At 71.7% G+C, this 11,335-nt stretch carries 9 protein-coding genes and 1 pseudogene; 6 read left to right on the plus strand and 4 right to left on the minus strand.

Annotated features, from left to right (window positions below; translation table 11 throughout):
• The first annotated feature begins 449 nt into the window (after positions 1-449).
• From AB0N27_RS27370 to AB0N27_RS27380, 3 genes are all read left to right on the plus strand, one after another.
• The gene (locus tag AB0N27_RS27370) at positions 450-1,472 is read left to right on the plus strand and encodes a polysaccharide deacetylase family protein (RefSeq protein WP_364375687.1); all 1,023 of its coding nucleotides are present in this window, start codon (positions 450-452) and stop codon (positions 1,470-1,472) included.
• Between the two features lie 194 nt (positions 1,473-1,666).
• Positions 1,667-3,127 carry an SDR family NAD(P)-dependent oxidoreductase gene (locus tag AB0N27_RS27375; protein ID WP_364375690.1) on the plus strand — a complete coding sequence of 487 codons (1,461 nt, stop codon included), beginning with the start codon at positions 1,667-1,669 and terminating at the stop codon, positions 3,125-3,127.
• Positions 3,128-3,161: 34 nt separating this feature from the next.
• Positions 3,162-3,638, plus strand: coding sequence for a heme-degrading domain-containing protein (locus AB0N27_RS27380; RefSeq protein WP_364375693.1), 477 nt, complete (start codon positions 3,162-3,164; stop codon positions 3,636-3,638).
• A gap of 42 nt (positions 3,639-3,680) precedes the next feature.
• On the opposite strand, the gene AB0N27_RS27385 is transcribed toward AB0N27_RS27380, so the two are convergent.
• Entirely contained in the window at positions 3,681-5,060 is a 1,380-nt protein-coding gene (locus AB0N27_RS27385) for an FAD-dependent monooxygenase (protein ID WP_364375696.1), read from the minus strand.
• Positions 5,061-5,294: 234 nt separating this feature from the next.
• On the opposite strand from AB0N27_RS27385, the gene AB0N27_RS27390 reads away from it, so the two are divergent.
• Positions 5,295-6,662 carry a serine hydrolase domain-containing protein gene (locus AB0N27_RS27390; RefSeq protein ID WP_364375699.1) on the plus strand — a complete coding sequence of 456 codons (1,368 nt, stop codon included), beginning with the start codon at positions 5,295-5,297 and terminating at the stop codon, positions 6,660-6,662.
• Between the two features lie 22 nt (positions 6,663-6,684).
• Here AB0N27_RS27390 and AB0N27_RS27395 read toward each other — a convergent pair whose 3' ends face one another.
• The gene (locus AB0N27_RS27395) at positions 6,685-7,368 is read right to left on the minus strand and encodes a DUF1275 family protein (RefSeq protein WP_364376061.1); all 684 of its coding nucleotides are present in this window, start codon (positions 7,366-7,368) and stop codon (positions 6,685-6,687) included.
• A gap of 237 nt (positions 7,369-7,605) precedes the next feature.
• Between AB0N27_RS27395 and AB0N27_RS27400 the strand changes: the two genes are divergently transcribed.
• Together AB0N27_RS27400 and AB0N27_RS27405 are read left to right on the plus strand one after the other, a co-directional pair.
• Positions 7,606-7,851 carry a hypothetical protein gene (locus AB0N27_RS27400; RefSeq protein ID WP_364376064.1) on the plus strand — a complete coding sequence of 82 codons (246 nt, stop codon included), beginning with the start codon at positions 7,606-7,608 and terminating at the stop codon, positions 7,849-7,851.
• A gap of 788 nt (positions 7,852-8,639) precedes the next feature.
• Positions 8,640-8,729 (plus strand): annotated as a pseudogene (locus AB0N27_RS27405) (IS5/IS1182 family transposase); the annotation flags it as partial.
• 68 nt (positions 8,730-8,797) lie between these two features.
• Here AB0N27_RS27405 and AB0N27_RS27410 read toward each other — a convergent pair.
• Together AB0N27_RS27410 and AB0N27_RS27415 are read right to left on the minus strand one after the other, a co-directional pair.
• Positions 8,798-9,775, minus strand: coding sequence for a hypothetical protein (locus AB0N27_RS27410; RefSeq protein ID WP_364375702.1), 978 nt, complete (start codon positions 9,773-9,775; stop codon positions 8,798-8,800).
• 32 nt (positions 9,776-9,807) lie between these two features.
• Positions 9,808-11,334, minus strand: coding sequence for a copper-binding protein (locus tag AB0N27_RS27415; RefSeq protein ID WP_364375705.1), 1,527 nt, complete (start codon positions 11,332-11,334; stop codon positions 9,808-9,810).
• Position 11,335 lies beyond the last annotated feature (1 nt).

An 11,335-nucleotide genomic window follows, 5' to 3' on the forward strand; every position in this document is an offset into this window, starting at 1 on the left:
CCGGGTGTGCTGGGGGGTGCGCGTCCGCTCTTTGGGGGGGGCCTGCCGTGGGCGTGGCCCCCCCCCCGGCGCCCCACCCCCCCGCCCCCCCCGGCGGGGGGGGGGGGGGGGCCCCCCCCCCCCCCCCCGCCACACGCGCTCGTCGAAAGTTTCGACAGCATTCCGGATCATCTGACGAATAACCGCGTCTATCCATGATCATCCAGTCCGGACTCCACGATCCGGCCACTACGGAATACCCGGTCGAACCATCCGAGGCCGAGGCAGATGCTTCCGGAGCACTTCCGGAAGTTGTTGACGTGCCGGAAATCACGCTGCAATACTCCGATTCATTCAGGTCGATGCGATGAGCCTCGTCGGTGTCGATCGACCGTCCCACCCATACCCACCTGTCCGCCGCGCGCCGCCGCATGTCCAGGCGCGTGCGGGCTTGGCCGAAGGGGCACCAGATGAGCACAGTCTCCGCTGGCACGGTCGGAGGGCCCAAGCGACTTCGCGCGGCGCTCGCCGTCCTCGCCACCGCCGTCGCGACCTGCGGCGTCGTCATCGCCGCCACCGCCACCCCGTCCAGCGCCGCCACCTGCAGCGGCTACGTCGGGCTGACCTTCGACGACGGACCGACAGGCAGCACCAGCGCGCTGCTGAACGTGCTGCGCGCCAACGGCGTCCGGGCAACGATGTTCAACGTCGGGCAGAACGTGCAGAACAACAGGTCGGCGGCCCAGGCGCAGGTGGCCGCCGGCATGTGGGTCGGCAACCACAGCTGGAACCACTCGCACATGACCTCGATGAGCCAGTCGCAGATGCAGTCCGACCTGTCCCAGACGAGCTCGGCGATCCAGTCGGCCACCGGGAGCCGACCGCAGTTGTTCCGCCCGCCGTACGGGGAGACCAACGGCACGCTGCAGTCCGTCGCCTCGTCACTCGGTATGCGGCAGGTGATCTGGGACGTGGACTCCCAGGACTGGAACGGCGCCAGCGTCAGCCAGATCGTCTCCAACGCCAGCCGGCTGCAGAGCGGGCAGGTCATCCTCATGCACGACGGGATCCAGAACACCCGCGACGCCATCCCGCAGATCATGGCCAACCTCACCAGCCGCAACCTGTGCCCCGGCATGATCTCGCCGTCCACCGGACGCGCCGTCGCGCCGGACGGCACCACCCCACCGACCGACGGCGGCACCACCCCACCGCCCAGCGGCAGTTGCACAGCGACGGCGACGACCACGAACGTCTGGGGTGACCGGTACAACACCTCGGTGACGGTCAGCGGCGCCAGCACCTGGACCGTGGTCGTGGCGATCCCCTCACCTCAGCAGGTCTCCACCACCTGGAACGGCACCGCCTCCTGGGACGGCAGCGGCAACATGACCATGCGGTCCAACGGCAGCGGCAACACCTTCGGCTTCACCACGATGTTCAACGGCAACAGCGGCGCCCGACCGCAGATCCGTTCCTGTACCGCCGGCTGAACGCCGACGGCTCCACCGGCCGTGCGTGGCGACTCGGCGGTCGCCACGCACGGCCACCACGTGCCACCACCTCTCACGCCGCCGACGTGCCGACGCGTGGGGTGCAGCACGGCCACCCAGGTGCGTACAGTTCCGGGTCGGACGTGGGCGGGCCGGAATGATCCGGCGTGGGGAACGGGACGAGACGAAGACGCATGACGGCGGACAGCATTACCGAAAACGGTCAGGACGGGATCGACCAGGACCGGCTGGAGACCTGTCTCAGCGTCTTCGAGGCGCTGGAGTCCCTGCCACCCGACCACCCCGACGTGGTGCGGGTGCAGCGGGCCACCGCGAAGCTGTACAAGGTGATCAAGCAGCGGCGGCGCGAGGAACGGCGGGACGCCATCCTGGCCGCCGACCGCGCCGTGACGGAAGCCACCGCCACCGGCGCCCCGGGCCGGATCGACGACGAGACCCAGGGCATCCCCCTCGCCTCGCCCACCACCGGCACCACCGCCGGCTTCCTGCACAACCCGCGCGGCTGCTACATCTGCAAGCAGCGCTACCGCGAGGTCGACGCCTTCTACCACCAGCTCTGCCCGTCCTGCGCCGCGCTCAACCGGGAACGCCGCGACGCCCGTACCGACCTGACCGGTCGGCGCGCCCTGCTGACCGGCGGCCGGGCAAAGATCGGCATGTACATCGCGTTGCGGCTGCTGCGCGACGGCGCGCACACGACGGTCACCACGCGCTTCCCCCACGACGCGGTCCGCCGGTTCGCCGCGATGCCGGACAGCGCCGACTGGCTGCACCGCCTGCGGATCGTCGGGATCGACCTGCGCGACCCGGCCCAGGTGATCGCCCTCGCCGACTCCGTCAGCAGCCAGGGACCGCTGGACATCCTGATCAACAACGCGGCGCAGACCGTTCGCCGCTCCCCCGGGGCGTACGCCCAGCTCGCGGCCGCGGAGTCCGCGGCCCTGCCGGACGGTCCGCTGCCCGAGCTGATCACGTTCGCCAAGCCCGACGGCCAGGGCGGCCCGGCGGGCAGCCTGACCGCCGGCCCGCAGTCGACCGCGCTCACCCCGCACGCGCTCACCGCCCTGGCGCTGACCAGCGGCTCGGCCTCACCGGAGCGGATCGCCGCGTCCACCGCCATCGACGCCGGCGGCCTGGTGCCGGACCTCGACCCGGTGAACAGCTGGGTCCAGCGGGTGCACGAGGTCGACCCGGTCGAACTGCTCGAAGTGCAACTGTGCAACGTGACCGCGCCGTTCGTGCTGGTCAGCCGCCTGCGCCCGGCGATGGCCGCGGCGCCGGCCCGCCGCAAGTACGTGGTGAACGTCTCGGCGATGGAGGGCCAGTTCGGCCGCGGCTACAAGGGGCCGGGGCACCCGCACACCAACATGGCCAAGGCCGCGTTGAACATGCTGACCCGCACCAGCGCCCAGGAGATGCTTACCGACGGCATCCTGATGACGAGCGTGGACACCGGCTGGATCACCGACGAGCGGCCGCACCCGACGAAGATGCGCCTGGCCGACGAGGGCTTCCACGCCCCACTCGACCTGGTCGACGGCGCCGCGCGGGTGTACGACCCGATCGTGCGCGGCGAGCAGGGCGAGGACCTGCACGGGGTCTTCCTGAAGGACTACGCGCCCTGCGCCTGGTGATCGACGTTCCACCCGCTCGACGAGGAGAAGACACATGTCATCCGACCATGACCAGTGGCCGACGCTTGACGACCTGCTGCGCGAGGAGAGCCAGCTGGAGCTCGCGGGCCTGACCGAGACGGACGCGTACGAGTTGGGCGTGCTGGCTGTCACGGCCGCCGCGCAGCAGCGGCTCCCGGTCTCGGTAGGCGTGTGGCGGGCCGGGCGTCAGCTGTTCCACTGCGGTCTGCCGGGCTCGACGGCCGACAACGACGGGTGGCTGCGCCGCAAGGGGCGGGTGGTCATGCGCTTCGAGCACTCGTCGCTGTACATGGCCCGGCTCTGCCAGGACAAGCAGACGACGCTCACCGACAAGTTCGGCCTGCCCGCCTCGCGGTACGCCGCCGCCGGCGGCGCGGTGCCGCTGCGTGTTCGTGGCACGGGCGTCGTGGGCTGGTTCGGGGTGTCCGGGCTCCCGCAGCTCGACGACCACCGCTTCGTCGTCGACATCCTCGGCAGACTCCCCCGCTGACCCCGCCGCCCGTGGGCCGGTGGCCCGGCCCACGGGCGAGCGTCAGCGCCCGGCGCGCAGGTTGGCGCGCAGAGACCGCAGGAGAATCCCCGGGGTGCTCAGCGTGCGCGGATGCTCCCGCATCGAGACGACGTCGTTGAACCGCCTGGCAACCGCGACGTCGGTGACCGTCGCCGCCACGATCTGCCGGCCCGCCCAGCTGGAGAGCCGGTAGCCGCGCGGGTAGGGCCCCCCGACGTGGGGCAGCGCCAGGTCCGCCGATGTCGAGATCGACCAGGCCGCGTCCACCACGACCTTCTGCATGTCGAGGTACGCGCGGGCGGGCAGGCTCAGGTCCGGGTCGGAGCGCAGGTACGTCGACAGGCACGCCGCGTGCAGCGCGGCCGCGGTCATCCCCTGCCCGTACACCGGGTTGAACGAGGCGACGGCGTCCCCGACGCTGACGAGCCCGGCGGGGAACCGCGCCAACGCGTGGAAGTCCCGTCGCCGGCTGTCCGCGTGCGCGTACGTCCGGACGTCACCGATCATCTCGCTGCCGGCGACCTCGCCGAACTCCGGCGGGAACTGCTCACGCAGCCGGCGTACGAAGTCCTCGGCGGTACGACCCGGGCGATGGTCGCCGTACCCGGCCATCATGGCCATCCACCTGCCGTCCTCGATGGCGAAGAACGCGGCGCCCGCCACGTCCGAGGACATCTTCGGACTGAACAGTGCCATGACGACCGCCAGGTCGGGGCTCACCTCGGTGCGCCGGAACAGCGCCGTCGCGTAGTTCAGGTGCACAGTCATCCGCCGTGTGACGGGCCGCTCCCAGCCGCCCTGCTCCAGCCAGTCCGACAGTCTGCTCGACCGCCCCATGGCGTCCACCACGAGGTCGGCGCTCTCCGCGCCCGGCAGTCCGTCCACATCGCAGCGGACCCCGGCGACGGCGGCCCCGTCGAACACGAGGCCTGTGGCGCGGGCGACCACCGTCTTGACGTTGGGAAGCCGGAGCACCTGCTGGCGGATCAGCCCCTCCAGCAGCGGCCGGCTCCCCGCCAGGCTGTCGGCGTCGTCGGGCACGACAACCTTCAACCGACCGTCGAGGTACGTCCGTCTGGCCGCGGGCCGAGCCTCCACCGCCCCCGCCGCCAGGGCCTGCTCGCGAAAGCCGGGGAACAGCCGTTCGAGCTGGAGGAGCCCACCGGGCAGCAACGCGTGCAGCTGCGTGCCCTGCGGGACACCGGGCCGCTCGCCGGCCACCTGGAGGTCGTCACGCTCGATGATGACAACACTCTGCGCGTAGTCGGACAGCACCCGCGCGGCGAGCAGCCCGGCGACGCTGCCGCCGACCACGACGGCCTTGCCCACGACCGGCGACGCCTGGCCGGGAGGCGGTGCGGCGTTGAGCGCGGCGAAGACCTTTGCCGGGGAGAGGGACATCGTGCTCTCCAAGAGTTACGAGGCGTGGCGCCTCCCCGAGCCCGTCGGCGGACGCTACGCGGGACGGGGGCGGTGGACGGCCGTTCCGACAATGCCCATCGATCGTTGCACACACGTCGGACGTCGCCCGGACGGCTCCACCCGGGTGTCGGATACCGGCCAGCACGCTGGACGACGTCGACGTTCGGGTGAACCGGTCTGGCGTCACCTTCCGTCGGCTGTCACGATCACCCGATGCCCATCGCCCGTCGTACCCTGCTCGGAGCTGGCCTGGCCGCCGCGACCTCCGCCGTGACCGGCTGCGGCGACCACGGCGCGGCCGTCGGCGACGGCCCGACAGGCGCGGTCACCGCGACCGACGCGGCGGGCAACAGGGTCGGATTCGGCGCGGCCGGGCAGAGCCCGGCGGCCTCCGGTGCCCCGTCCCCGGGTGGTGTCGCCCCGCCCGCCGGTCAGGCCCGCTACGCCGCGGACGTGACCGCCCTGCTCCGCCGGCACCTGCCCGGCACCCCGCAGACCGTCCAGCACAAGGGCTTCCCCGGCGCGGTCGCGGTCGTCCTGGTCGGCGGGAAGACGACTGTGCACACGGCCGTCGGTGAGGCGCTGCGGTACGGGGCCGGCCCCAGGCTGCTCCCCGCGAACCAACGCGTCGCGATGCGACCCGACTCCGTCTTCGATCTCGCCTCGGTCACCAAGGTCTACACCGCCATCCTGCTGCTCCAGCAGGTCGACAGGGGACGTGTCGAGCTGGGCGCGCCGGTCCGCGACTACCTGCCCGGCTTCACCGGTGCCGGCAAGGACCGGATCACCGTCGAGATGCTGCTCACCCACACCAGCGGCCTCCCCGTCGGCGCGAAGGTCACCGGCCTGCCGGACAACGCGGCCCGCTGGAACGCCGTGCTCGCCACGCCGCTGATATCCGGCGCCGTGCCCGGTGACACGTTCCGCTACTCCAGCGTCGGGCTCATGGTCGCCGGCAGGATCGTCGAAAAGGTCACCGGTCAACGCCTCGACCGGGCCCTCACGACAAACCTCACCGGCCCGATGGGCCTGCACGACACCGGCTTCAACCCCATCACCCGGCTGTCCGCCGGCGCCCGGGCCACCCGCCTGGTCGCCACCGACGCCCGCTCGTCGCGCGGCCTGCTGCGCGGCACCGTCCACGACGACGTCGCCAACCACCTCGGCGGGATCGCCGGTCACGCGGGCATCTTCGCCACCGCCACCGATCTCGCCGCCGTCGGCCAGCTCCTTCTCGACGGCGGCACCTACCGGGGCAGGCGGATCCTCGCGGCGGCGACGGTGCGACGGATGCTCACCAACCTCAACGCCGGGAAACCGGCCGTCGACCCCGAGCGCCCCCGCCGCACCTCGGCACACGGCCTCGGGGTCGTGCTCGACCAGCCCTGGTTCATGGGCGCGCTGGCCTCGGCGCGGACCTTCGGCCACACCGGGTTCGCCGGGCCCTCGCTCCTGGTGGATCCCGGCCGCAAACTCGTCCTCGCGCTGCTCACCAACCGGGCGCACCCCAACTGGAGCTGGGCGAACCCGGACCCGGTCCGTGCGGCCGTCGGCGACCTGCTGGCCGAGAAGGTGCGCTGAGCCCGGTCGACCCCTCGCGACCTCACCGTCGCGTACGCGTCGACCGCCGGCCGAGGGTGAGGGCGATCATCACCAGGGCCAACGCCCAGACGATCGCGAAGCTCCGGATCGGACGGTCCTGCGTTGACGCGCCCAGGGCTCCTCCGACGGCATAGCTGACCAGGCAGAGCAGCCCGATCAGGGCGAGCCGACGGACACGTGAGGTGTCGCCGCGACCGAAGACCCACTCGGCGAGCCCCTGGGTGGTGCGCAGCAGGGTCCCGGTCTGGTACGACGTCGCCGTCTGGACACCTGAGGTACGGACCACGAGGCCACCGAGGATGCCGATGGGCAAGGCGCACAGGGCGGTCAGCAGGGTGCGTTCGGCCGACGAGTCGTGACCCGAGTCGAGCCCCGTGTCGACAAGTCCCCAGACGACCAGCAGCACGAGCATGACCACCAGTTCCACAGTGGGCGGCGTGATCGGACCGGCTGCCGGGATCCGTCGGAGGCCGGCACCGAGCAGACCACCGAGACCGAAGGCGACAAGAGAGGCCAGGGCGGACTGCCAGGCCGGAAGGTGCCCGGCGAGTCCCACACCGACGAAAACCACGTTTCCGGTCTGATTTCCCACGAAGACCCCGTACCGCAGGATCGCGAAACCGTCGACCACGCCGGCCAGGACGATGCTCGTCGTCAGCGCGAACAAAGGCGCCCGGAAGGCCACGTCGGTCGTCCGCCACCGGTCCGGTGAGACCTGGGCCGATCGTCCGGATCCGTCAGGGGCCCTTAGACATTTGACACCCTTCCCGAAACGCATGCCGTAAAACTCCCCCTCGGGGCGGCCGAATGGCGCGATCACGCGATTCCCCAGGCGAATCCAGCGCGGAATGGTAGGCAGAAGAGACACGAGGCGCGAGGACCAGCCGCCTTGCGACGACACCGCACGGAGAAGGAGGATGCGATGGACCCGGCCCGCACGGCCAGAATGCGCCTGAAGCTCTATTCGTTCGCCCTCGTGGCCGTTGCCGGAATCGTCGTCGGCGCTCCCCTCTGGAGCATCCTGGCGCCGATCTTCATCTGTGTCGCCATTCCGTTCGCGGCCGCGGCCCAGGGCATCGGGCCGGTCCGCGCGCTGTTTCTTCCGTCCCGGGTCGACCCGCCGGCGCCCACCGCGCGAGAGGCCGTCCACCATGGGCGGGTCCGCTGACGGGATGCGGGCCCAGCCGCCGCCTCCCCGGGCGTCCCAGGCTCGGGCGAGCGCCACTCGGCTCCGGACACCGAGCTTGCCGTAGATGGCCCGCAGGTGGGTGTCCACGGTGTGGAACGACAGGAAGAGTTCGGTCGCCGCCTGCTGCTTCGAGGCGGCGAGTGCCTCCCGCGCCGGAACCGTCGTGAGCGGGCCAGCTCCAGCAGCGCGTCGGCGAACGCCGGGCGCGCGGACGTGGTGCGCAGGAAGGCAACGGCCGTCCGCAACGCCTCGGGATCACCGGTGATGAGCCCGTCCACATGATGGGCGACGCCTCGCCACAGCCGGTCGTTCGTCCTGGCGGCGGCGTGCGAACGAGGTACCCGATTCCCTGCAGGGACTCACGACCGTAAGGTTGGCCGGCCGGGGTGTGCAATGCCCTGGCCGGCCGTTTCGTGAAGGAGGCGCGGCGGTGGGGCTCGACGTGTATGTCGAGAACCAGGTGCACGAGCGACGTTATGCCGGCGTGGAAGCGGGCTCTTCGCTGCAACGCCTGGTGGCGGCGAGCGACCGGGAGCGGCACCACCTGGTGTCGAGAATCGACTCCTACGGCGACACCATGATCAACCTGATCCAGCTGCCGCAGCTGGCCGCCGAGCTGGACGAGATCGCGAGCCGCAGACCCGGAGCTCCGGGTCGACGTGCGGGCGCTGGGGGCGCTCATCGAGGAGGCGACCCGGGCGCGCGGATATCTCTGGATCTCCGGCGACTGAGGCCGGCCCGGGCCGGGACGGACAGGTCGGTCGCAGATCGACCGGGTCGCCGATCAGAAGCCCTGCTACTCCGGGAAGCACCGACGTCATGGCATGAACGTGCAGGTCAGCGCCGGCCCCCTCGGTGTCCGGGCCACGACGTACGGCGGCGGCCGGTCTCCCTCACGGGTCACCGGCCGCCGTCGCGTCATCGGCTACAGCCGGGCGGCGCCCGCCTCGGTGGCCTCGCGCACCGCCGAGGTACGGCGCACCTCGGCGCGTTCGTCGCCGGCGTCCTCCCGCTCCGGCGCGGCCGCCCGGGCCGCCCGGTTGGCGCTCGCGGGTGCCTGGTCACCGGTGACGCCGCCACGGATCCGGTTGTTGTCGGCAACCTGGGCGGCCGGCTCGTTGCCCGTCGCGGTCAACGCGCCGTTGATGATGTTGTCGTCGACGGTGACGCCACCTGTGGTGCTGGTGACGCTGACGTCCGCGCCCCAGTAGCCGCCGGAGGCGCAGCTGTCGAGCCCGCCGTTCGGGCCGAGCTGCACGCCGCCCAGGTTGCCGGCGAACGTGGCCTTGCCGCGTACGGCGCTGCCGCACACGACGCTGCCGGTGGCGCTGTTGAGCACCGACAGGGTGCCGTCGACGAACGAGTCGTGCACGTCGGTGTAGTAGGTGCCGGTGCTGCTGAGGTTGCGGTGCACCTGGGTGCCACTGTCTAGTCGGACCTCACCGGCGCCGACGGTGACGTTCCCGGCGACCGTCGACGCCTCGGCGAACAGGAAGCTGTCGATTGTCGCCGAGCCCTTCGGGCGTACGGTCACCGTGCCGGTCCGGGCGTCCTTCAGGAAGATCCCGTACCCGCCGGCGGCCAGCACCACCTGGCCGTCGACTGTCGTGTCGGTGGCGTCGAGGTAGCCGTCGGCGGCGACGCGTACCTCGCCGCTGACCCGTCCACCGGTCACCACCAGGTTGCCGCCGGCCGCGACCGTGACGTTGCCGGTGATCGTGGTGCCGGTCAGCGCGCAGGACTCGCCGGCCGGCACGTACAGGTCGTTGGGCACGGTCACCGCACCGCCGGTGCCGATGCAGTGGGTGACCAGGTCGGCGTGGGCGGTGGGCGCCACGGTCAGCACCGAGGCGGCGACGACGGCGCTCACGGTGGCCAGCTTGGCGACGGTACGTCCGGGCATCGTGGTTCTCCCTGTCGATGAGATTCGAGGACTCATGCGCCTACCTCCGATCGGGCCGCGGCCCGGACGATGGCGCCCTGCTGCCGCTTGGTGAGCGTTCCGCCGGTCACCAGCGCGGCGGTGACCGTCTCGACGTGCCGGACGAAGGCGGCGTGGTCCGGGTAGTCGGCGTGTTCGTCGATCAGATCGTTGATGGTGCAGCCGTCACCTGTGTCGACGTTGGCGACTCCGGTGTCGTCACCGTCGACGACCACTGTGGCCCGGGTGTCGGACGCGGGGCAGGCGTCGGTGCCGTCGGCCACCACCGTGAACGACGTCGACTGCTCCGTGGAGGCGTTCCCGGCGGCGTCGGTGGCGCGGTACCGCAGGGTGTGCGCGCCTGTCGCGCGCACGGTGACCGGGGCCGTGTACGCGGTCCACGCCCCGGTGTCTAGCGCGTACTCGACCGACGCCACACCCGAGCTGTCGTCGGCGGCGGTGAGGGTCACGGTCGCGGCGCCGACGTACCCGCCGTCGTCGTTCCGGGTGCCGGTGACCGTGACGGACACCGTCGGCGGGGTCTCGTCCTCCTGCGCCGGTGCGACGACCGTGAAGTGGGCCATCTGCTCGGCCGAGGTGTTGCCGGCGACGTCCGTCGCCCGGTAGTGCAGCATGTGCGCCCCGACCCCGGTCACCACTACCGGGTTCGTGTACGGGGTGAAGTCGGCCCCGTCGAGGGCGTACTCGATGGTGGCCACACCGGAACCGGCGTCGGTGGCGGTCAGCGTGGCGGTGGCCGTACCTATGTAGTTGCCGTCGCCGTCGCGGTCGCCGGCCAGGGCGGCGGTGACCACGGGCGCGGTGGTGTCCTCCTGTGTCGGCTCGACGATCCGGAACGCCACCGAGCCGACGGCGCTGGTGTTGCCGGCCTTGTCGGTGGCGCGGAACTGCACCGAGTGGTCGCCGACGGCGGTCAGCCGGACCGGCTGGGTGTACGGCTGGAAGCTGGTGTCGTCGACCTGGTATTCGACGGTGTCCACACCGGATCCGGCGTCGCTGGCCGAGACGGTCACCGTGGCCGCGCCGATGTAGTTGCCGTCCGCGTCGCGGTCACCCGCCACGGCGGCGGAGACCGTCGGCGCGGTGGTGTCCTCGCCACCTCCGCCGTCGGTGACCACCAGTTCGCCGACCATCTGGCTGTGCCCCGGGATCGCGCAGAAGTAGCGGTACCGGCCCGGGGTCAGCGTCACTGTCGCCTGGTGGCGGCCGTCGTTGGCGTCGAACGGGTTGGCCAGGATGTTCAGTGTGACGTCGTGGTTGTAGCCCTCGGTGGAGGTGTCGAAGGTGAGCGTGTGCGGCATCCCCGTGGTGTTGCCGGTGGCCGCGCTGTTCTCCCAGATGATCGTGGTCGGGCCGGCCACCGCCTGGGTGGGCACCGACTTGTAGCGGGTGGTGTCGTCGTCGGCGGTCCAGGTCAGGACCTGGTCGGCGACGATCGGGGCGGCGGAGGCGGGCGGCGCGGCAAACGGGGTCACCGTGAGCAGCAGCGCCGACAGCGCAGCCGTGAGGCGTCTGATCATC

Source organism: Micromonospora sp. NPDC093244 (assembly GCF_040683695.1).
In the GTDB taxonomy this organism is placed as follows: domain Bacteria; phylum Actinomycetota; class Actinomycetes; order Mycobacteriales; family Micromonosporaceae; genus Micromonospora.

Excerpts from the sequence above, each read along its gene's own strand:
- AB0N27_RS27370 (WP_364375687.1), top strand. The coding sequence starts at position 450 with ATGAGCACAGTCTCCGCTGGCACGGTCGGAGGGCCCAAGCGACTTCGC.
- AB0N27_RS27415 (WP_364375705.1), bottom strand. The coding sequence starts at position 11,334 with ATGATCAGACGCCTCACGGCTGCGCTGTCGGCGCTGCTGCTCACGGTG.
- AB0N27_RS27400 (WP_364376064.1), top strand. The coding sequence starts at position 7,606 with ATGGACCCGGCCCGCACGGCCAGAATGCGCCTGAAGCTCTATTCGTTC.
- AB0N27_RS27410 (WP_364375702.1), bottom strand. The coding sequence starts at position 9,775 with ATGCCCGGACGTACCGTCGCCAAGCTGGCCACCGTGAGCGCCGTCGTC.
- AB0N27_RS27380 (WP_364375693.1), top strand. The coding sequence starts at position 3,162 with ATGTCATCCGACCATGACCAGTGGCCGACGCTTGACGACCTGCTGCGC.
- AB0N27_RS27390 (WP_364375699.1), top strand. The coding sequence starts at position 5,295 with ATGCCCATCGCCCGTCGTACCCTGCTCGGAGCTGGCCTGGCCGCCGCG.
- AB0N27_RS27375 (WP_364375690.1), top strand. The coding sequence starts at position 1,667 with ATGACGGCGGACAGCATTACCGAAAACGGTCAGGACGGGATCGACCAG.
- AB0N27_RS27385 (WP_364375696.1), bottom strand. The coding sequence starts at position 5,060 with ATGTCCCTCTCCCCGGCAAAGGTCTTCGCCGCGCTCAACGCCGCACCG.